Consider the following 21816-nt stretch of genomic DNA (forward strand, 5'->3'; position numbering starts at 1 on the left):
CACGATGGACGCGCGCGACGCCGAGGTCGCCGGGCTCCCCGAGCTGTCCGGTACGGGGCGCACGCTGGTGATGGGCGTGGTCAACGTGACGCCCGACTCGTTCTCCGACGGCGGCGAGTGGTTCGAGCCGGACAGCGCCGTCGCGCACGGCCTGGAGCTGCTCGGCGAGGGCGCGGACATCCTCGACGTCGGCGGGGAGTCCACCCGGCCCGGCGCCGGGCGGGTGCCGCAGGACCAGGAGCTGGCGCGCGTGCTGCCCGTGATCGAGGCACTGGCCGCTCGCGGGGCGATCGTCTCGGTGGACACGACGCGTTCCGCCGTCGCCGAGCGCGCGGTGGCCGCCGGCGCACGCATCGTGAACGACGTCTCCGGGGGCCTCGCCGACCCGGGCATGGCCCGCGCCGTCGCCGAGATGGGCGTGCCCTACGTCGCGATGCACTGGCGCGGCCACTCGGACGTGATGGACAGTCTCGAGATGTACGACGACGTCGTCACCGACGTTCGTGATGAACTTGCCGCCCGCATGGACGCTCTGGTGGGGGCAGGTGTGGATGCTGCGCAGATCGTGCTCGACCCCGGACTGGGGTTCGCCAAGGCAGGCGCGCTGAACTGGCCGCTGCTGGCGCACCTGGACGCCCTCGGGGAGCTCGGCCGGCCGGTGCTGATCGGCGCGTCACGCAAGAGGTTCCTCGGGCACCTGCTGGCCCGGCACGCCTCCGGCGGTTCCCGCGCCTCCCTCTCCGGCGAGACACGGACGCCCCGGAGCGGAGCCGGCGAGCCCGTACCCCCGCGTGCGCGGGACGATGCGACGGCGGCGGTATCGGCGCTCTCCGCGGCCACGGGCGCCTGGTGCGTGCGGGTGCACGCGGTTCGGGCGTCCGCCGACGCGGTACGGGTCGCGGCCGCCTGGGAGCGGGCCTCCGGGAAGGCGGCGGAAGCCGGCGGAGTGCCCGCGAGGGAGCGGGAACCGAGGGCCGCGGTGTCCGCCCGGAGCGGACCGCGAGGAGATGTCGGGGAGAGAACGGACAAGTCCGTGGATTCTCTCACAGACGATGGAACGGATGCCGGGGGACTTGCGCCGACCTGGCAGGATTCTCAGACGTGCGACGATCACGGGGGGAGCCCACGGTGACCAACTTTGCGGGAGCGGTGCCGGGTCCGGATGGACGACCACTGGACCAGATCCGGATCACGGGAGTCAACGGGCGCGGCCGCCACGGCGTGCTGGCGTCGGAACGTGCGACGGGCCAGGAGTTCCGGGCGGACGTCGTGCTGCACGTCGACACCCGGCCGGCCGCGGAGGGTGACGACCTGCGCGCCACGGTCAGCTACGCCGACGTCGCCCAGGAAGCACACGACGTGCTCGTGGGTGAGCCGGTCGACCTCATCGAGACCCTGGCCGAGCGCATCGCGGCCGTCGCGCTGGGACACGAGCCGGTGCACGCCGTCGACGTGACCGTGCACAAGCCGCAGGCGCCGATCCCGGTCTCGTTCAGCGACGTGGAGGTCGTGATCCGCCGGGACCGCGTCGCGACGCCGCCCGTGGTGGGCAGCGCGCCGTTCGGCGTCGCGGCGGCCGGCCCGCAGTCCGCGGTCGCCGAACCGGACGCGCCGGGCGAGTCCTCCGTGGCCGAGTCCGGCGAGATCCCGGAGCCGACGACGTCCGCCGCGCCCGCGGCTCCGGCCGTCGATCCGCTGACCGCGCCGATCGCCGACGTCGAGGCGGGCGAGGCAGCCCCCGCTCCCGCCGTCGATCAGGGCGAGTCCTCCGATCCGGCCGGCTGGCCGGCCGCCGACGCCGGCACCGGCCCGCCCGTGTCGGCCGAGAACCTCGTGATCCCCGAGATCACTCCGGCAGAGCCGGGCGCCGGGTACGAGGCGGCCGGCGCTCCGGCGTCGGACGCGGAGACCCCGGTGGCCGGGTCCGAGGCGCAGCCCCGGAACGCGGGCATGATCGACAACGCGGGCATGATCGACGCGGTTCCCTCGGCCGAGTCCGGCGTGCCCGCGTTCGAGCCGCACGTGGACGCACCCGCGCGACCCGCCGAGGACGACTCGGCGGCCCTCCGGCCGGCCTACGACCCGGCGGCCCAGGCTCCGGCGGCGTTCGCGGGCGCGCCCGCGGCCGAGGCGCCCGAGGACGCGGCTCGAGGTGCCGAGCAGTACCAGTCCGAGCAGTACCGGTCCGGCCCGTACCAGCCGGATCAGTACGAGCCCGAGCAGTACCGGCCGGAGGCCTACCAGCCGGAGGTCTACCAGCCCGAGTTCCAGCAGGACCCCCAGCAGCAGTTCCAGCCCGAGCAGGGCGCGCAGGCACCCTTCGCCGAACAGGCCGAGCCGGCGTTCCCGGGACAGGCGCAGCCGCCGTTCGCCGGGCAGCCCGCCCCGGCGAACGGCGTCGCGCAGGGGTCGTCGCCCGAGGACCGGCTCGACGAGGTCCCGGCCGAACCGGTGGAGGTCGTCCTCGCGCTCGGCGCGAACCTCGGTGACCCGCAGGCGACGCTGCGGGCGGCCGTGATGGACCTGGACCGCGTCGCGGGCCTGCAGATCACGGAGGTCTCGCCGCTTGCGCGGACGGCGGCCGTCGGTGGTCCGGAGCAGCCCGACTACCTCAACGCCGTCGTCGTGGCACGGACGAGCCTCGCGCCTCGCGGGCTGCTGCACGCCTGCCAGGCCGTCGAGTACGCCCACGGCCGGACGCGCGAGGAGCACTGGGGACCGCGCACCCTGGACATCGACATCATCACCTACGGGCTGCTCACGGCGGCCGCGGACGACCTCGAGGTGCCGCACCCGCGCGCCCACGAGCGGGCGTTCGTGCTGGAACCGTGGGCCCAGCTCAAGCCGGAAGCGGTGCTGCCGGGCCTGGGCGGTGGCCCGGTCGCGCAGCTCGCGGCGACGGCGGAGGACCGGCAGGGCATCCGCTGGCTCGCGCTGGACTGGCTCACCGAGTCGAACTCCGGCGCCGACCCGACCGGCGACGTCGAGCCGCAGCCGACCGCGTCGCATCGCCCGTACGATCCGCCGGCCGCGCCGCAGCCCGCCCCGCCCGCCCAGGACCAGCAGGCCCCGGAGCAGGGCCGGTCGCCGCAGGACCAGGGCTTCCGCGACGGCCGGCAGCCGGGTCAGGGCCCCGCCGATCCGTATCAGCAGCAGGTGCAGGACGTGTTCCCGCCGCAGGACCCGTTCCAGCAGCCGCAGAACGGCGCCTCGGCGCACCCGCAGGGTTTCGGCCCCGACGCAGCGCAGCCTCCGCAGGCACAGGTGCCGGGCACCGTGCCGCCGCCGGAGGAGGCGCTGGTGCCGGCCCCGCAGGCGCCGGTCGGCGACCACCCGGCGGCGCGCGCGCCGCACACGCCGCCCGCCGCGCCGCTCGTTCCGCCGGCCGTGCGGGAGACGGCGCACCACGACATCTCCGCGGAGCAGGTCCCGGTCGAGCCGGTCCACCCGGTGTTCGCGCCCGTGCGGCCGCAGCCGGGAGACGTCCCGTTCGCCCCGGTGCACCCGGCACCGGCGGACCAGCAGCGGGCGCAGCCCGCGGACGACCGCCCCGCCTGGGCGCCCGTCCGGTCCGACGAGCACGGGCATCGCGGCTGAGGCCCCGGGATGCAGCGGACATCGGTGATCGTTCTGGTCGCGGTCTTCGTCGGGATCGCCGTCGTGGGCTGGCCGGTACTGCGCGCGCTGGAGGGCAACGGCGTCTACCTGCCGACGGTGCCGTGGCTCGTCGACGTGGCGATCGTGGCGCTGGCCGCGGGGGTGTTCTGGCTCGGCTGGACCGTGCGCGCCTACCAGAAGGGGGACCGTCCGTCGCTGGACGGCCTCCGGGCCGCGCGAACCCTGGTGCTCGCCAAGGCGGCGGCGCTGACGGGGGCCCTGCTCGGCGGCTGGTACCTGGCGCAGGTCCTGCTCGTGCTGCCGGACCTGGCCGTCGAGCCGCGCCGGGACAAGGCGATCGCGGCGGCCATCGCCGTCGTGTGCGCGGTGGGGCTGTCCGTCGTGGGACTCGTGGTGGAGAGGTTCTGCCAGCTCCCGCCGCCGGGCGGTGAGGAGAACGACACGAACGGTTCGACGGCCACGGCCTGACTCCCCGGGAGGCGGCGCGCGGTCGGGTCTCCGGTGCGGCCGGGCACGCGCGTGCCGGCCCGCAGGGGACGTCCCCTGATGACAGGCCCGGGCCCGAGGTAGGCCCGGGTGCGGCCGGACAGCGTGCGAGGATGACATCATGACCAGCCCCTTCGACCCGGCCGACGTGACCTGGAGCCGGGTCTCGACCCGCCTGACCGCCGCGCGTCTCATCCCGGCGACGATCACGTTCGCCTTTCCGATCGTGGCCGGGTCGGTCCTCGCGATGACCGTCTCGCCGTGGTTCTGGCTGCTCGCCGGGGCGTTCGTGCTGCTCCTGGTGTGGACGGCGATCGTCGTGCCCCGCCAGGTGCGTGCCATCGGCTACGCGGAGCGCGAGGACGACCTGCTCATCCGCAAGGGCATCCTGTTCCGCTCGCTCACGGTGGTCCCGTACGGACGCATGCAGTACGTGGACGTCGAGGCCGGCCCTCTGGACCGCAGGCTCGGCCTGGCGAAGGTGCAGCTCCACACCGCGTCGGTGGGTACCGACGCGCAGATCCCCGGCCTTCCCCCGGAGGAGGCGGCGCGGCTGCGGGACCGCCTCGCCTCCCGCGGTGAGGCCCGGCTGGCGGGCCTGTGAACGCGCCCGGGACGACGCCGGACCCGGTGCCGGGCCAGGAGCCGGAGCGGGCACCCGACCGGGACGCCGCGCTGCACTGGCGCCGGGTGCACCCCGTCACGCCCATGGTCCGGGGCTGGGCCGTGGTCGGCGGTGCGATCTTCATCATCGGCCAGCAGACGCTCGACGGCGGCCCGGACGAGGGCGGCGTCGTCGGGTTGCTCACCAGCCCGTACTGGTGGACCGTGCCACTGGGACTGATCGTCATCGGCCTGGCCGGGTTCGGGTTCGCGGCGCTCGCCTGGCGGATGACGACGTACGCCGTCGGCGACGAGACGGTCCACCTGCGCCGCGGCGTCGTGTTCAAGCAGCAGCGGCACGCGCGCCTCGACCGGCTGCAGGCCGTGGACGTGCGCCAGCCGCTCGTGGCACGGCTGTTCGGGCTGAGCGAGCTCAAGCTCGAGGTGGCCGGCGGCTCGGACTCCGGCATCGCGATCGGATACCTGCGCGATGCCGACGCGAGCGAGCTGCGCAACGAGCTCCTCGCGCGCGCGGCGGGCCTGCGGAACACGCCTCCGGCGGTGGCCGGATCGTCCCGCGTGGCGGCGGAGCAGGGCTCCGGCGGGCCGGAGGAGGTCCCCGCGAGGGTGGACGGGCCTCCCGTCGGCGCCCCGGAAGCGCCCGAGCAGCCCGTTCTCGAGGTCCCGCCGGCGCGCCTGATCGCCTCGCTGCTGCGCACGAGCGTGACGATCTTCTTCGCGCTCTTCATCGCCGGGCTGATCGTCACGGTGATCGTCACGGGTACCCCGCAGGTCGTGTTCGCCGTGATCGCGCCGTTCATCGGTATCGGCGGCTACCTCTTCAACCGGTTCTCCACCGAGTTCGCGTTCCGGGTCGCCATCAGCGCGGACGGCATCCGGCTGCGGCACGGCCTGCTGGAGACGCGCGCGCAGACGATCCCGCCCGGGAGGGTGCAGGCGGTGTCGCTCACCCAGGGCCTGCTGTGGCGGGGCCCCGACTGGTGGCGCGTCCAGGTCAACGTGGCCGGGTACGGGGGCGACGGGGACGCCGGTACCACCAACGTGCTGCTGCCCGTCGGCACTCGCGACGAGGCGCTGACGGTGCTCTCCCTCGTGCTGCCCGACCTCGGCATCGACGACCCGCGGGCCGTCCTCGACGCGGGGCTGGCCGGCGACTCGCGGACCCCCGGCCCCTTCACCGGCAGTCCGCCGAACGCGGTCTGGGTGGACCCGATCGGCTGGCGGCGCCAGGGCTTCGCCGTGACCGGACGCGCGCTGTTGCTGCGGAGCGGGCGGCTGTACCGCATCCTGGCAGTGGTGCCGCACGAGCGGACGCAGTCCCTGGGCATCGCCGCGGGGCCGCTGCAGCGCCGGCTCGGGCTCGCCTCGTTCGAGGTGCACTCCACGCCGGGGCCGGTCAGCCCGGGCGTGCACCACCTCGCCGCCGCCGACGCGGCGGAGCTGCTGGAGGAACAAGCGGCACGGGCCCGCACGGCGCGCGCCCACGCCGGACCGGAACGCTGGATGGAGGGGCCCCGTTGACCACACCGCCCACACCGACCGAACCGGCCGCGGGATCCGCGGCCAGGCCCGGCAGGCTGGGGGTCGGCGTCGTGGGCGCCGGGCGGGTCGGCGCGGTCCTGGGCAGCGCCCTGCGGGCCGCGGGACACACCGTCGTCGGCGCCAGCGGCATCTCCGAGGCGTCGCGTGAGCGCATCGCGACGCTGCTGCCCGGCGTGCCGGTGTGCGAGGTCGCGGAGGTGGTGGAGCGAGCCGAGCTCGTGCTGCTCGCGGTGCCCGACGACGCCCTCGCGCCGCTCGTCGCCGGGCTCGCGGACACCGGGGCGTGGCAGGCCGGCCAGCTCGCGGTGCACACGTCGGGAGCGGCGGGGACGGCGGTGCTGGAGCCGGCCCGTGCGGCCGGTGCGATCCCTCTCGCGATCCATCCCGCGATGACGTTCACCGGCACCTCGCTGGACCTGGCCCGGCTGGAGGGCTGCACCTTCGCGGTGACGGCCCCGGCCGCGGTGCAGCCGATCGGGCAGGCGCTCGTCGTGGAGATCGGCGGGGAACCGGTCATCGTGCCGGAGGAGGCGCGCGTGCTGTACCACGCGGCGCTCGCGCACGGTGCGAATCACCTGGTGGTGCTCGTCGCGCAGGCGGCGCAGGCGCTGCGGGAGGCGGGGATCGCCGCGCCCGGCAGGGTGCTGGCGCCGCTGCTGGGCGCGGCCCTGGAGTCGGCGACCCGGGCGGCGGACGCCGCGGGCGACGAGGGCCCGGGCGCGATCATGGCGCTCACGGGCCCCGTGTCGCGGGGCGACGTGGGCACCGTGGAGCGGCACACCGAGGCGCTGGCGGACCTCGCGGCGCGCACGGGCGCGACCGATATCCCGGCCGGGTACGGCGAGCTCGCCCGCGGCGCGACGCGCCGCGCCCTGGCGAGTCACCGCATCGGTGACGACGCGGCGAGCGCGCTGCTGGACGCGCTGGACCGGGCTCGCGCGGAGAGGAAGGGCCACTGATGACGCCGAGGACCGACGACGCCGGGCCGATGGGCGGCCGTGACACGGACGCGGGGAATCTCGTCCGCGGGGCCGACGTGATCGCCGCGGAGGAGGCGGCGGAGAGCGGCGACGCGGGCGTGGCGAGCGGCGACGCGGGCGTGGCGAGCGGCGACGCCGCGGCTGGGGCCGACGGCCCCGCGGTGCCCCCGGCCCGCCCACTGGTCGTCCGCACGCGTAACGACCTGCGCGAGGCCCTGGTGCGGTGGACGATGTCGGCCCCGATCGCCAGCGTGACCGGCGAGGGCCCGGCGCGCCGCGCCGTCGTGATGACGATGGGCGCCCTGCACGAGGGGCACCTGGAGCTCGTCCGGCAGGCCCGGGCCGCGGCCGGGCCGGGCGGTCAGGTCGTGCTGACGATCTTCGTCAACCCGCTCCAGTTCGGCGAGGGCGAGGACCTCGAGGCGTACCCCCGGGACCTGGAGGGCGACGTGGAGAAGCTGGCGTCGGTGGGTGCCGACGTGGTGTTCGCGCCCGGGCCCGACGTCGTCTACCCGTACGGGGACCCGATCGTGCGGGTGTCGGCGGGGCGGATCGGCCGGGTGCTGGAGGGCGAGTTCCGGCCGGGCCACATGGACGGCGTCCTCACCGTGGTGCTCAAGCTGCTGCACCTGGTGCGGCCGGACGTGGCACTGTTCGGTCAGAAGGACGCGCAGCAGCTTCTCGCCGTGCGGCGCATGGTCGCCGACCTGGACCTGGACGCGGAGATCCTCGGCGTCCCGACGGTGCGGGACCGGGACGGCCTCGCCCTGTCGTCCCGCAACGCCTACCTGTCCGATGCCGAGCGTGAGCGTGCCCTCGCCCTGTCCCGGGCACTGCGGGCGGGGCAGGAGGCGGGGCCCGGTGGCGCCGCCGAGGTGCGGCGCGCGGCGTCGGAGGTCCTCAACGCCGCCGAGGGCGTCGACGTGGACTACCTCGCACTCGTCGATCCGATTACCGTTGATGATGTGCCCGACGACCACTCGGGCCCCGCGCTGCTCCTGGTGGCGGCGCGGGTGGGCACCACCAGACTGATCGACAACCAGACTGTCGAGGTGTCGTCGCAGGTCACGTAGGTGATCGAGGTGCGGCGGGCACGAGAGTCCAGGAGGCACGAAGCGTGAACGACACTCCGCACCGGGCACCTGTACGCCGCCCGGCGTCGCTGCAGCGGCCGATGATGATCGCCAAGATCCACCGCGCCACGGTCACTCAGGCCGACCTGCACTATGTGGGATCCATCACCGTCGACTCCGATCTGCTGGACGCGGTGGACCTCGTCCCGGGACAGCAGGTCGACGTCGTCGACGTGACCAACGGCGCGCGGCTCACCACCTACGTCATCCCCGGCGAACCCGGCTCCGGGCAGATCTGCATCAACGGCGCGGCGGCGCACCTCGTCGATCCCGGTGACATCGTCATCATCATCGGCTACGGGATGCTCTCCGACGCGGACGCGCGCACGTTCCTGCCGAACGTCGTGTTCGTGGACGAGAACAACCGGATCGTGGAACGCAGCGACGAGCCCGGCCACGTGCCCGACGGCTACGGCCTCACCGAGAGCGGCCTCCCGATCGAGCCCTACCAGCAGGCCGGGCTCGTGCGGACGGCCGCGGGCCGGATGGCCGGCGAGGTGGCCGGGGCGGTGGACGTCCCCGGAGCCGGGCGAGACCCGGTGGCCGGGCCCGATGCCGGGACACCGGGCGGCGCGGAGGCCGGCGACCCCGTCCCGTCGCGCGGCGCATGACGTTACCCACCGCGCGGCTCGCGCGGGCCCTGGCCGCGCCCGCGCCGGGCTGGAGCACCCGGGTGGACGCGGTGGTCGTCGGTTCCGGGATCGCCGGCCTGACGGCCGCGCTCGAGCTCCGCACGCGTGTGCCCCGGGTCCTGCTCGTGACGAAGGGCGAGCTGTCCAGCGGTTCCACCGTGTGGGCGCAGGGCGGCATCGCCGCCGCGCTCGACCCGCAGGACACCCCCGAGGCGCACCTGCAGGACACGCTCGCCGCCGGCGGCGGCCTCTCCGCCCACGACGCGGTGAAGGTGCTGGTCACCGAGGGCCCGGAGCGGGTCCGCGAACTCGTGGCGCGCGGCGCCGTGTTCGACGCCGGCCCCGGCGGCGACATCGCGCTCACCCGGGAGGGCGGCCATCGCGCCGACCGGATCGCCCATGCCGGCGGCGACGCGACGGGCGCGGAGATCTCCCGCGCGCTGGTCGCCCAGATCGAGGCGGTCCGGCACGACCCGGGCATCGAGGTCGTGGAGCACGCCTTGGTCCTGGACATCCTCACGTCCGCGCCGGCGGGGGGCGGCGTGCGCCGCGTCGCCGGGGTGACCCTGCACGTGCGGGGCGAGGGCAGCCGGGACGGGGTGGGGGCCGTCCTCGCTCCCGTGGTGATCCTCGCGACCGGGGGGATCGGGCAGGTGTTCCGGTCGTCCACCAACCCGGCGGGCGCCACGGGCGACGGGATCGCGGCGGCGCTGCGGGCCGGGGCCGTCGTCGGCGATCTCGAGTTCGTGCAGTTCCATCCGACGGTGCTGTGGCTCGGGTCCGGCGCGAAGGGCCAGCTCCCGCTGATCAGCGAGGCCGTGCGGGGCGAGGGCGCCATGCTGCTCGACGTCGACGGCCACCGGTTCATGCCCGGCGTGCACGAGATGGCGGAGCTCGCGCCGCGGGACGTCGTCGCGCACGCCATCGTCCGGCAGATGGCCGCGACCAGCGCCGACAACGTGCTGCTCGACGTGCGGCACCTCGGCCGGGCGTTCCTCTCCCGGCGGTTCCCGACCATCACCCGGCGGCTCGCCGAGCTCGGCATCGACTGGTCCGAGGAACCGGTGCCTGTCGCGCCGGCCCAGCACTACCACTCGGGCGGGGTCGTGACCGACCTGGCGGGGAGCTCGTCGGTGCCCGGCCTGTACGCGGTGGGGGAGGTGGCCTGCACGGGCGTGCACGGCGCGAACCGGTTGGCGTCCAACTCGCTGCTGGAAGGGCTGGTGTTCGCGCACCGGGCCGCCCACGACGTCGCCGAACGATTCGCGGCGGGGAACCTGTCCACGGCTCCCGAGCCGGCCGAGCGGCCCGGCGGGAGCGCCCTGGTCGCCGCGGTGGCGCGGTCCCGCGTGCAGAAGGCGATGTCGGACGGGTCGGGCGTGATCCGCACGGCGGCGTCGCTCGCCCGGACCGACGAGCGGCTGGCCGCCGTACGCTCGGACGCGCACGTCGCGGCCGAGGTCGTCGCCCAGCCGCAGGCCGCCGAATGGGAGACCACGAACGTGCACCAGGTCTCGCGTGCCCTGACCCGGGCGGCGTGGCTCCGCACGGAGTCCCGCGGCGGCCACTTCCGCGCCGACCACCCGCGGCCCGACCCGGACTGGGAACGCCGCGTCCTGGTCTACCTGGACGACGACGGCGTACTCCGCGTGCGCTGACACCCGCTCAAGAGATCGAGGTCGAACAGCGTGACGTCGATATCGACGTCACGCCGGCGGAAGGCCGGGGTGTGCCGTCCGGGGCCCTGGCCTGGATCCGACATGATGGGCCTCATGAACGACGACGCGCAGACAGCCCTCGCCGAGGTGACCGAGCAGGAGACCGAGCTGGTCCTGACCGCCTTCACGCACGACGACGCCTGGCGGCTGGGCTCGCGGCTCACCGAGCTCGCGACGGAGCGGGAGCTTCCCGTGACGATCGACATCCGCACGGGGACGCAGCAGGTGTTCCATGCCGCACGCCCGGGGACGACGCCGGACAACGACTCCTGGGTGGAACGCAAGGTGCGGGTGGTCTACCGGTTCGGCGCGTCGTCGTACCGGGTGGGCCTGGAGGCGCGGGCCAAGGGCGGGGACTTCAACGCCACCCACGGCCTCCCGCTCCAGGAGTACGCCGCGCACGGCGGAGCGTTCCCGATCCGGGTGGCCGGGGTGGGGATCGTCGGCGTGGTGACGGTCTCGGGCCTGGCGCAACAGGACGACCACGCCCTGGTGGTCGAGGCGCTGCGCGAGCTGGTCGCGGGGTAGAACCGCGGGGTGAAACCGGCACCGGGCGGGATGACGGACAACAGCGGCACCCCGCCCGGTCGCTGACTACCCTCGGCGCATGGGCTGGGAGTTCTGGATCGACCGAGGCGGAACGTTCACCGACATCGTCGCGCGACACCCGGACGGGGCGCTGAGCACGCACAAGCTCCTCTCGGAGGACCCGGAGCGGTACGACGACGCCGCCGTGGCCGGGATCGAGCGGATCCTGCGGCGGGCGGGGGCGGAGCCCCGGAGCAGGGCCGCCGGCCCGTCGTCCGGTGCCGAGGACGGTGCACCTCCTGCGGACGGCGGCGCCTCCCGGGCCGCCGGCGACGACCGCGCCCCGCGACCGTCGTCGGACACGATCCAGGCCGTGCGGATGGGCACCACGGTCGCGACGAACGCCCTGCTGGAACGCACCGGCGAACCCACCGTCCTCGTGATCACCCGCGGATTCGGCGACGCGCTGCGCATCGCCTACCAGAACCGGCCGCGCATCTTCGACCGGCACATCGTGCTGCCCGAGCCGCTGTACAGCCGGGTGATCGAGGTCGACGAGCGCGTGACCGCGACCGGCGAGGTGCTGCGCGAGCCCGATCTTGACGGGGTCGAGCCCGAACTGCGCCGCGCCCACGACGACGGGTTCCGCGCGGTCGCCGTCGTCTGCCTGCACTCCCACCTGTACCCCGACCACGAGAACCGGGTCGCCGACCTCGCCCGGCGGATCGGGTTCCCCCAGGTCTCCCGGTCCGCGGAGGTCAGCCCGCTGCTGAAGCTCGTGCCGCGCGGCGACACCACCGTCGTCGACGCCTACCTCTCGCCGGTGCTGCGGCGGTACGTGGACCAGGTCGCCGGGCGGCTGACCGGGGTGCCGCTGCAGTTCATGCAGTCCAACGGCGGGCTCGTCGAGGCGCACCGGTTCCGCGGCAAGGACGCGATCCTCTCCGGGCCGGCGGGCGGGATCGTCGGCATGGTGCGGATGTCGGAGCTCGCGGGCCACGACCACGTCATCGGCTTCGACATGGGCGGCACCTCCACCGACGTCTCCCACTACGCCGGCGAGCTGGAGCGGGTGTTCGACGCCCAGGTGGCCGGCGTCCGCCTGCGCGCGCCCATGCTCGACATCCACACCGTCGCCGCCGGGGGCGGGTCGATCCTGCACTTCGACGGCAGCCGGTACCGCGTGGGCCCGGACTCGGCGGGCGCCTCCCCGGGCCCGGTCTGCTACCGCAACGGCGGCCCGCTCACCGTCACCGACGCGAACGTGCTCCTCGGCAGGGTCCGTCCCGAGCACTTCCCCGCGGTGTTCGGGCCGGGCGGCGACCAGCCGCTCGACGTCGACGTGGTGCGGCGGAAGTTCGCGTCGCTCGCGGCCGAGATCGGCGACGGCCGCACGCCTGAGCAGGTCGCCGAGGGCTTCCTCGCGGTGGCCGTGGCGAACATGGCGGGCGCGGTCAAGAAGATCACGGTCCGCAAGGGCCACGACGTCACCCGCTACGCCCTGACCACCTTCGGGGGCGCGGGCGGGCAGCACGCGTGCGCCGTCGCGGACTCGCTCGGCATCGGGACGGTCCTGGTGCCGCCGATGGCGGGCGTGCTGTCGGCCCTGGGCATCGGCCTGGCCGACACCACGGTGATGCGGGAGCAGTCGGTCGGGTCGGTGCTGTCCGACGACGCGCTGCCCCGGCTGCGCGAGGCCGCCGACGCGCTGGAGGCCGCGGCCCGGGCGGACCTGGCGGAACAGGGCGTACGCGACGACGGCGAGGGGGCACCGCGCGTCGTGGTCACCCGCACCGTCCACCTGCGCTACGACGGCACGGACACGACCGTTCCGGTGCGGCTGCGGGACCCCGACGAGATGGTCGCCGAGTTCGAGGCCGCCCACCGGAGCGTGTACTCGTTCCTGCTGGACCGGCCGCTGATCGCGGACGCGGTCGCGGTGGAGGCGGTGGCGCCGTCGTCGGCGGGAGGGAACGGCCTGACGGCTGACCGGGCGACGACGGACGAAGGCTCGGCAGGCCAGGACGTCGTGCGGGTGTTCGCCGGGGGCAGGTGGCGGGATGCACCGCTGCGGCAGCGGGAGGAACTGGTGTCCGGCGACGTCGTCGCCGGACCCGCCGTCATCACCGAGGAGAACGCGACGACCGTCGTCGAACCGGGGTGGCGGGCCGAGGCCACCGCCGAGGGGCACCTCGTGGTCCGCCGGACCACCCCGCGCGCCGACGCGAGCGTCTCGGCCGCGGCCGACCCCGTGATGCTGGAGATCTTCAACAACCTGTTCATGTCGATCGCCGAGCAGATGGGCGCACGCCTGGAGGCGACGGCGCAGTCGGTGAACATCAAGGAGCGGCTCGACTTCTCCTGCGCGATCTTCGACCCGGACGGCAACCTCGTGGCGAACGCGCCGCACATGCCGGTGCACCTCGGATCGATGGGGACGACCGTGCAGGAGGTCATCGCCCGCCGCCGGGGGACGATGCGGCCCGGCGACACGTATGCCGTCAACGACCCGTTCCACGGCGGCACCCACCTGCCGGACGTCACGGTGATCACGCCGGTGTTCCGCGAGGGCGCCGGGGAGGTGCCGGGCGCCGGCGTCGCGGCGGCGACCCGCGAGGAGGCCGGAGACGCGCACGCCGGCCGCGCGGGTTCCGGCGGCGGCGTGACCGGCGGTGACACGCCCGACGACGAGATCCTGTTCTACGTCGCCTCGCGCGGCCACCACGCCGAGATCGGTGGGATCACGCCGGGCTCGATGCCCGCCACCAGCACGGAGATCCACGAGGAGGGCGTGCTCTTCGACAACTGGCTGCTGGTCGCCGACGGGCGGATGCGGGAGCGGGAGACCCGCGAGCTGCTCACGACGGCGCGCCACCCGTCCCGTGACCCCGAGACCAACCTGGCGGACCTGCGCGCGCAGATCGCCGCCGGTGCCAAGGGCGTCGAGGAGGTCGGCGCGATGGTCCGGCACTTCGGGCTCGACGTCGTGCAGGCCTACATGCGGCACGTGCAGGACAACGCGGCCGAGGCCGTCCGCCGGGTCGTCGACACGCTGTCCGACGGCGAGTTCACGTACGAGACCGACCACGGCGCCACGATCGCCGTGCGGGTGACGACGGACCACGAGCGGCGTCGGGCGACGATCGACTTCACCGGGACGTCGCCGCAGGTGGCGTCCAACTTCAACGCGCCGTCGTCGGTGGCGGTCGCGGCCGTGCTGTACGTGTTCCGCACGCTGGTCGACGACGACATCCCGCTCAACGACGGCTGCCGGCGCCCGCTGGACATCGTCATCCCGCCCGGCACGCTGCTGTCGCCGGAGTACCCGGCCGCGGTGGTGGCGGGGAACGTGGAGACGAGCCAGGCGATCACCGGCGCGCTGTACGGAGCGCTCGGGGTACAGGCCGAGGGCTCGGGCACGATGAACAACCTCACGTTCGGCAACGCCGGCCACCAATACTACGAAACGGTCGCCTCCGGCTCCGGCGCGGGCGACGGGTTCGCCGGGGCGTCCGCCGTGCAGACCCACATGACGAACTCTCGGCTCACCGACCCCGAGGTGCTGGAGGCGCGCTTCCCGGTGCTGGTGCGGAAGTTCGCCGTGCGTGCGGGTTCGGGCGGCGCCGGACGATGGCGCGGGGGCGACGGCGTGGTCAGGGCCCTGGAGTTCCGTGAGCCGATGACGGCGAGCCTGCTCACCGGGCACCGCACGGTTCCGCCGTACGGGATGGCCGGCGGGGAGCCGGGCGCGCTGGGCCGCAACTCCGTCCTCCGGAAGGGGGCCGACGACGGCGAGCCGTTGGCCGGCCGCGACACGGTGGCGCTCTCCCCGGGCGACATCCTGATCATGGAGACCCCGGGCGGCGGCGGCTTCGGCCGGGCAGGTTAGGTTGTGGGCGTGAGTACTGCCGATGTCGTTCCGTCCGTCGTCGAGCCCGGGCTCGATCCCGCGTGGATCGCGCGCACCGTCGCCGTCGCGCTCGACGAGGATCTCGGTCCCGCGCCCGGTCGGGACGTGACCACGCAGGCGACGATCCCGCGGTCGGCCACCGGCACCGCGGACCTCGTGGCGCGGGAGGACGGGACGGTCGCCGGGCTCGTCGTCGTCCCCGAGACGCTGCTCCAGGTCGCCGAGCGACTCGGCCTGGACGTGCCGGAGGTCACGTTCGAGGCCCGGGACGGGGACGACGTCGGACGCGGGCGGGTGCTCGCCACGATCGCCGGGCCGGTCCAGGCGCTGCTCGTCGCGGAGCGCACCATCCTGAACCTGGCCTCCCGGGCCTCCGGCGTGGCGACCGCGACCCGTGCGTTCGCCCGCGCCCTGGAGGGGACGGGAGCCCGGGTGCTCGACACCCGCAAGACCACGCCGGGCCTGCGCGCCCTGCAGAAGTACGCGGTCCGGGCCGGGGGTGGCACCAACAAGCGGATGGGCCTGTACGACGTCGCCATGGTCAAGGACAACCATGTCGTGGCGGCGGGGTCCGTCGCCGGCGCCGTGGCGGCCGTCCGAGCGGCCTTCCCCGACGTCGACATCCAGGTGGAGGCGGACACGACCGAGCAGGCGATCGAGGCCCTCGGCGCCGGGGCCGACTTCCTCCTGCTCGACAACATGCCGACCCACGTCCTCGCCGAGACCGTCAGGGCCGTGCGCGATCGCGAGGGCCGCGACGGTGCTCCCGCGCACGTCGAACTCGAGGCCACGGGCAACCTCACGCTGGACCGGGCCCGCGAGGTCGCCGCCACCGGTGTCGACTACCTGAGCGTGGGCGCCCTCACCCACAGCGCCCCGATCCTGGACCTGGCCCTCGACCTCCGGCCCTGAGCGGGTCAAGGCGTCCGGCGGCGCGCCGATAGAATCTCTGGGTGACTTCCGAGACCACCGCGACCAGCCCCGCGCCCGAGACCGACGACCTGCCCGAGCAGACCCGCGTCCGGCGCGAGAAGCGCGAGCGGATCCTCGCTCGCGGCGACGCCGCCTACCCGGTGAACCTCCCGGTCACGCACACGATCGCGCAGATCCGTGAGGGCTACGGGTACCTCGGGGACGGCGAGGAGACGGACGACGTCGCGGGCGTCGCCGGCCGCGTCGTCTTTCTCCGCAACACGGGCAAGCTCTGCTTCGTGACCCTCCAGGACGGCGAGGGCGGCCGCCTGCAGGCCATGCTGAGCCAGAAGGTCGTGGGCGAGGAGGCCCTTGCGAACTTCAAGGCCGACGTCGACCTGGGCGACCACCTCTTCGTGCACGGCAGGATCGGCTCGTCGCGTCGCGGCGAACTGAGCGTGTTCGCCGACGAGTGGCGCATGGCCGCGAAGGCGCTGCGGCCGCTCCCGGTCCTGCACAAGGAGCTGTCGGAGGAGGCGCGGGTCCGCCAGCGGTACGTGGACCTCATCGCCCGGCCCGCCGCGCGCGACATGGTGCGGCTGCGCGCCGGCGTGATGCGCTCGCTGCGGGAGAACTTCCACCGCCGGGGCTTCCTCGAGGTGGAGACCCCGATGCTGCAGACCGTCGCGTCCGGCGCCTCGGCCCGCCCGTTCTCGACGCACATGAACGCCTACGACATGGAGCTCTTCCTCCGGATCGCGCCGGAGCTGTTCCTCAAGAAGGCCGTCGTCGGTGGCGTGGAGAAGGTCTTCGAGATCAACCGGAACTTCCGCAACGAAGGCGCGGACTCGTCGCACTCCCCGGAGTTCGCGATGATCGAGGCCTACGAGGCGTACGGCGATTACGACACGATCGGGGCGCTCACCCAGGACCTCGTCCAGACGGCGGCGAACGACGTGCTCGGAAGCACCGTGGTGACACTTCCGGACGGTGAGGAATACGACCTCGGCGGCGAGTGGGCGCAGATCACGATGTACGGATCACTCTCCGAGGCGATCGGTGAGGAGATCACGCCCGAGACCGGTGTTGAACACCTGACCAAGCTCGCGGACAAGGCCGAGATCTCTCTCGACCCCAAGAAGGCGAATCACGGCAAGCTCGTCGAGGAGCTGTGGGAGCATCACGTGGGTGACGGCTTGTATGCCCCGACGTTCGTGCGCGACTTCCCGGTGGAGACCTCTCCGCTCACGCGGGAACACCGGAGTATTTCCGGCCAGGTCGAGAAGTGGGACCTGTACGTGCGCGGATTCGAGCTCGGCACGGGCTACTCCGAGCTCGTCGACCCGGTGGTCCAGCGGCAGCGTTTCGAGCAGCAGGCCCGGATGGCCGCGGTCGGGGACGAGGACGCGATGCCGATCGACGAGGACTTCCTCACCGCCATGGAGATCGCGATGCCACCGTCGGGCGGAATGGGCATGGGCGTCGACCGCCTGCTCATGGCGCTCACGGGCCTCGGCATTCGCGAGACCATCCTGTTCCCCCTCGTCAAGCCGCAGGGCTGACGGTCGACGCGATTGTGAGGATCCTGTGGTGGACACATTCGGTGCGGTGATCGCGGGCCTGCTGCCCTCGATCGGTGTAGGCGTTCTGTTCTGGTTCGCGATGCGAAAGATCATGCGTGCCGATCGTGACGAGCGCCTCGCCATGGAGCGTATGGGAAGCGGGTCCCGCGACGGGGCGGGGGATTCTACGGCGACGCCCGCGGAATCCGCCTCCGACGGCGTGGTGTCCAGCGACAATCCCTGAGCCGTGGAACCGCTGGTCGCAGAAATTCCCGGCCCGATTCCGCCGGTGCGGGCGGCGGTGCCGCGACGGTGAAGTTTCTGTGTGTACGAAATCTCGGCCAGGGGCCCTTTGTTTGACGGCTGATACACCCGTGCGGCATGCTTTCGACAACACCCAGATGTTTTGTTGAAATGAAAGGGCGTGCGGACAATGGTCCAGAGGGTTCAACTGGTGCTCGAGGACGACATCGACGGCGGCGTCGCCGATGAGACGGTGAGCTTCGGCCTCGATGGAACCAACTACGAGATCGACCTGAGCAAGGAGCACGCCGCGGAGCTCCGCGAGGCGTTCGCCCCGTGGGTCGGCGCCGCCCGCAAGGCGAAGTCGACACCGGCGGCGTCGCGCTCGTCCCGGCGCTCGCGCAGCTCGAACAACACCGCGGCGATCCGCGAGTGGGCGCGTGCTCAGGGCCACACCGTGAGCGACCGCGGCCGTATCGCCGCCGAGATCGTCGCGGCGTACGAGAAGGCCAACGCCTGAGAGACGGTGTGAGCGGGTGACGCGGGGCGGTACCACCGCCCGCGGACTCCCGCGCCATCCGCTCGTGGGGCGAGCCCTAGGCTGGTCCCATGACCTCGGAGCAAGACTCAGGCACCCGCTCGCTGTGGATCGGCACCTATCCCCGTCCCGGTGCCGATCCCGGTAGCGGTGAGGGAGTGTTCCGCGTCGACGTCGACACCGTCACCGGCGCGCTGAGCGACCCGCGGCGTGCGATCGCGCTGCCCGCGCCCTCGTTCCTCGCCGCGCACCCCTCCGGGCGCACGCTCTACGCCGTGGGGGAGACCGACCCCGGGTCGCTGACCGTGCTCGGCGTCCACGACGACGGTTCGCTCGTCCCGCGGCGCACCGTCGCCTCGGGCGGCTCTGAACCCTGCCACGTCGTGGCAGGCACCAGCCACGTGTGGGTGGCCAACTACGCCGACGGCATCGCGGCGGCATGGCCCACCGACGGTGACGGCCTGCCCACCGCGAGCCACGAGTCGTTCGGCAACCAGGGCTCCGGCCCGGTCCCCGACCGGCAGGCCGGGCCGCACGCCCACTCCGTGCACCTCCCGGGTGACAGCGCCACCGCGCTCGTCGCGGACCTGGGTACCGACGAGCTCCGCACCCATCGGGCGGCCCCGGACAGCGGCAGGGGCTCGGAACTCGCCGCGACGTTCCCTCCGGGTGCGGGCCCCCGGCACCTCGTGGAGCTGCCCGACGGCGCGCTCCTGGTGGCCGGCGAGCTCGACTGCCACCTGCACCTGCTCGTCCCGGACCTCGGCCCGCAGACGCTGCCCCGCTACCGCCTCGCGGACGGCTTCGCGATCACCGGCGCGACCTGGGGCCCCGACGGTGGTCCCGGCTTCCCGTCGCACCTGACGCTCTCGCCCGACGGCCGGTACGTGCACGTCGGCGTCCGTGGCCCGGACGTGCTCGCCGTGCTGCGTCTCGAGCGCGTCTTCGCCGGCTGGAAGGCCCGGCACGCCCTCGACGTGGAACTCGGCGCCGGCGCCTGGCCCCGTCACCACGCCGTCGTCGGACCCGGCCCGTCCGGCGTCGCCGATCCGGCGCGCGCCCACGACCTGATCGTCGTCGCCGCCCAGAACACCGGCGAGCTGATCTCCGTGCTCGTGGACCACGCGTCCGGCACGGGGAAGGTCGTCGCACGGCTCCCGTTCCCGGTCCCGCCCGCCTGCGTGCTGGTGGCCTGATGCGCGTCGCGATGATCACCGTGCACACCTCGCCGCTCGAACAACCCGGCACGGGTGACGCGGGCGGCATGAACGTGTACGTGCTGGAGCTGTCGCGGGCGCTCGCGCGCCGGGGCACCGAGGTCGAGATCTACACGCGCGCGACGTCGTCGGCGCAGCCCAAGGTGGTCGACGCCGAGCCGGGGATCAAGGTGATCCACATCCCTGCCGGCCCCTACGAGGGCCTGGACAAGAACGACCTGCCCGGCCAGCTGTGCGCCTTCGCGGCGGGCGTGCTGCGCGCGGAGGCGCACCGCCCCGCGGACTGGTACGACGTCGTGCACACCCACTACTGGCTGTCCGGCCAGGTGGGCTGGCTCGCGACCGAGCGCTGGGACCTTCCGCTGGTGCACTCCATGCACACCATGGCGCGCGTGAAGAACGCGGCGCTCGCACCCGGGGACACCCCGGAGCCGATGGGGCGCGTCGTGGGGGAGGAGCAGGTCGTCGCCGAGGCGGACGCGCTCGTGGCGAGCACGGAGCAGGAGGCCGAAGACCTCGTCGTGCGGTACGCCGCCGACCGGGCCCGCGTGCACGTCGTGCCGCCCGGCGTGGACACCCGCCTCTTCGCGCCGCTCGAGGTGACGCTCGGCGGACGGGGCGGAGCCGGGCGGCGGACCGTCTCGTGTCCCGTGGAGGACGACGAGGAGCGCGCGGCGGTCGCCGAGGCTCGGCGCGCGCTGCGCGAGCGCCTCGGCCTGCCCTCCGACCGGCAGGTCGTGCTGTTCGCCGGGCGCGTGCAACTCCTCAAGGGGCCCGACGTCCTCGTCCGTGCGCTGGGATCCTGGCCGCCGGCGCCGGCGCCGACGACGACGACGACGCCGACGGCGGCTACCGGCGCGGGCCCGTCGCGTCCGGCGGTCGACCAGGCCGTGCCGCGGGTAGCGGGGCAGGCAGGTTCGCCGGGCAGGGCGGCCCGCCCGCTCCTGGTCGTGCTCGGCGGTGCGAGCGGCAGGGCCACGGCCGTGCGCGAGCTGGAGGCGCTCGCGTGGCAGGAGGGCGTGACGGGCGACGTGCTGATGCACCCGCCGGTGCCGCAGGCCGAGCTCGTCGACTGGTTCCGTGCCGCGGATCTCGTGGCCGTCCCGTCGCACAGCGAGTCGTTCGGGCTCGTGGCGGCGGAGGCGCTGGCGTCGGGGACGCCGGTGGTCGCGGCCGCGGTCGGTGGCCTGCGCACGGTGGTGGCCGACGGCGAGTCCGGGGTGCTCGTGCACGGCCACGAGCCCACCGACTGGGCGCGCGTGCTGCACGACCTGCTCGCCGACGACCGCCGTCGTACCCGGATGGCGCGCGCGGCGGCCGCGTCGGCCGCGCGATTCAGCTGGGACCACGCGGCCGACGAGATCCTCGCCGTCTACGAGACGGCACGCAAGCACCACGCGGAGTCGGGCAGGATGGGGGCATGACCTACAAGCTCGTCCTGCTCCGCCACGGCGAGAGCGAGTGGAACGCCAAGAACCTGTTCACCGGCTGGGTGGACGTTCCCCTGTCCGAGAAGGGCATCGAGGAGGCCCGGCGCGGCGGCACGCTGCTGACCGAGGCCGGCATCGCGCCCGATGTCGTGCACACCTCGCTGCTGCGGCGCGCGATCACGACCGCGAACCTCGCGCTGGACGCCGCGGACCGCCACTGGATCCCGGTGAAGCGCAGCTGGCGGCTCAACGAGCGGCACTACGGCGCGCTGCAGGGCAAGAACAAGAAGGAGACCCTCGCGGAGTTCGGCGAGGAGCAGTTCATGACGTGGCGCCGGTCGTACGACGTGCCGCCGCCGGAGATCGAGCTCGGCTCGGAGTACAGCCAGGACGCCGACCCCCGGTACGAGGGCGCTCCCCTGGTGCGGACGGAGGCGCTCAAGCAGGTGCTCGAGCGGGCGCTGCCGTACTGGGACGACGAGATCGTCCCGGACCTCAAGGAAGGGAGGACCGTGCTCGTGGCAGCGCACGGCAACTCGCTGCGCGCGCTGGTCAAGCACCTCGACGGCATCTCCGACGAGGCGATCGCCGGCCTGAACATCCCGACGGGTATCCCGCTGGTCTACGAGCTCGACGAGTCGCTGGTCCCGATCACCTCGGGCGGCACCTACCTGGACCCGGAGGCAGCGAAGGACGCCATCGCGGCCGTCGCGAACCAGGGGCGCTGAGCAGTGAGGGCGACT

The 21816-nt window shown here is 74.0% G+C and carries 17 protein-coding genes and 1 pseudogene; all 18 read left to right on the forward strand.

Annotation, left to right across the window (positions count from 1 at the left end; all coding sequences use genetic code 11):
* Positions 1-4: 4 nt before the first annotated feature.
* The 18 genes and pseudogenes from folP (at position 5) to IIE03_RS05540 (ending at position 21801) form a co-directional block, all read left to right on the forward strand.
* Complete coding sequence (gene folP, locus IIE03_RS05450) at positions 5-1132, forward strand: dihydropteroate synthase (protein WP_192861823.1); 1128 nt, start codon at positions 5-7, stop codon at positions 1130-1132.
* A complete protein-coding gene (gene folK, locus IIE03_RS05460) occupies positions 1129-3597 on the forward strand; it encodes a 2-amino-4-hydroxy-6-hydroxymethyldihydropteridine diphosphokinase (RefSeq protein WP_318842817.1) in 2469 nt (822 codons plus the stop codon). Before folP ends, folK begins: the two co-directional genes overlap by 4 nt.
* 9 nt (positions 3598-3606) lie before the next feature.
* A complete protein-coding gene (locus IIE03_RS05465; RefSeq protein WP_192861728.1) occupies positions 3607-4086 on the forward strand; it encodes a DUF3180 domain-containing protein in 480 nt (159 codons plus the stop codon).
* 139 nt (positions 4087-4225) lie between these two features.
* A complete protein-coding gene (locus tag IIE03_RS05470) occupies positions 4226-4708 on the forward strand; it encodes a PH domain-containing protein (protein WP_192861729.1) in 483 nt (160 codons plus the stop codon).
* Positions 4705-6249, forward strand: a complete 1545-nt coding sequence (locus tag IIE03_RS05475) for a PH domain-containing protein (protein WP_318842818.1) — start codon at positions 4705-4707, stop codon at positions 6247-6249. Before IIE03_RS05470 ends, IIE03_RS05475 begins: the two co-directional genes overlap by 4 nt.
* Positions 6246-7229, forward strand: a complete 984-nt coding sequence (locus tag IIE03_RS05480) for a Rossmann-like and DUF2520 domain-containing protein (protein ID WP_225997303.1) — start codon at positions 6246-6248, stop codon at positions 7227-7229. The genes IIE03_RS05475 and IIE03_RS05480 overlap by 4 nt, the downstream gene beginning before the upstream one ends.
* Positions 7229-8323, forward strand: coding sequence for a pantoate--beta-alanine ligase (panC, locus tag IIE03_RS05485; protein WP_408632828.1), 1095 nt, complete (start codon positions 7229-7231; stop codon positions 8321-8323). The genes IIE03_RS05480 and panC overlap by 1 nt, the downstream gene beginning before the upstream one ends.
* A gap of 101 nt (positions 8324-8424) precedes the next feature.
* A pseudogene (gene panD, locus IIE03_RS05490) lies at positions 8425-8835 on the forward strand (aspartate 1-decarboxylase); the annotation flags it as partial.
* 155 nt (positions 8836-8990) lie between these two features.
* Positions 8991-10673: an L-aspartate oxidase gene (locus tag IIE03_RS05495; protein ID WP_192861730.1), complete on the forward strand. Its 1683-nt coding sequence runs from the start codon at positions 8991-8993 to the stop codon at positions 10671-10673.
* A gap of 114 nt (positions 10674-10787) precedes the next feature.
* On the forward strand, positions 10788-11261 hold the full coding sequence (locus tag IIE03_RS05500; protein ID WP_192861731.1) for a heme-degrading domain-containing protein: 474 nt from the start codon (positions 10788-10790) through the stop codon (positions 11259-11261).
* Positions 11262-11340: 79 nt separating this feature from the next.
* Complete coding sequence (locus tag IIE03_RS05505) at positions 11341-15150, forward strand: hydantoinase B/oxoprolinase family protein (RefSeq protein ID WP_192861732.1); 3810 nt, start codon at positions 11341-11343, stop codon at positions 15148-15150.
* Between the two features lie 9 nt (positions 15151-15159).
* Positions 15160-16083, forward strand: a complete 924-nt coding sequence (gene nadC / locus IIE03_RS05510; RefSeq protein WP_192861733.1) for a carboxylating nicotinate-nucleotide diphosphorylase — start codon at positions 15160-15162, stop codon at positions 16081-16083.
* 41 nt (positions 16084-16124) lie between these two features.
* A complete protein-coding gene (gene lysS / locus IIE03_RS05515) occupies positions 16125-17645 on the forward strand; it encodes a lysine--tRNA ligase (protein WP_192861734.1) in 1521 nt (506 codons plus the stop codon).
* A 28-nt stretch (positions 17646-17673) separates the two neighbouring features.
* On the forward strand, positions 17674-17889 hold the full coding sequence (locus IIE03_RS05520) for a hypothetical protein (RefSeq protein WP_192861735.1): 216 nt from the start codon (positions 17674-17676) through the stop codon (positions 17887-17889).
* A gap of 189 nt (positions 17890-18078) precedes the next feature.
* The gene (locus tag IIE03_RS05525) at positions 18079-18408 is read left to right on the forward strand and encodes a histone-like nucleoid-structuring protein Lsr2 (RefSeq protein ID WP_192861736.1); all 330 of its coding nucleotides are present in this window, start codon (positions 18079-18081) and stop codon (positions 18406-18408) included.
* Between the two features lie 89 nt (positions 18409-18497).
* Positions 18498-19622 carry a lactonase family protein gene (locus tag IIE03_RS05530; protein WP_192861737.1) on the forward strand — a complete coding sequence of 375 codons (1125 nt, stop codon included), beginning with the start codon at positions 18498-18500 and terminating at the stop codon, positions 19620-19622.
* Entirely contained in the window at positions 19622-21067 is a 1446-nt protein-coding gene (locus IIE03_RS05535; protein WP_192861738.1) for a glycosyltransferase, read from the forward strand. The genes IIE03_RS05530 and IIE03_RS05535 overlap by 1 nt, the downstream gene beginning before the upstream one ends.
* Complete coding sequence (locus IIE03_RS05540; RefSeq protein ID WP_192861739.1) at positions 21064-21801, forward strand: phosphoglyceromutase; 738 nt, start codon at positions 21064-21066, stop codon at positions 21799-21801. Before IIE03_RS05535 ends, IIE03_RS05540 begins: the two co-directional genes overlap by 4 nt.
* The last annotated feature ends 15 nt before the right edge of the window (positions 21802-21816 follow it).

This window comes from Myceligenerans pegani, assembly GCF_014892515.1.
In the GTDB taxonomy this organism is placed as follows: Bacteria; Actinomycetota; Actinomycetes; order Actinomycetales; family Cellulomonadaceae; genus Myceligenerans; species Myceligenerans pegani.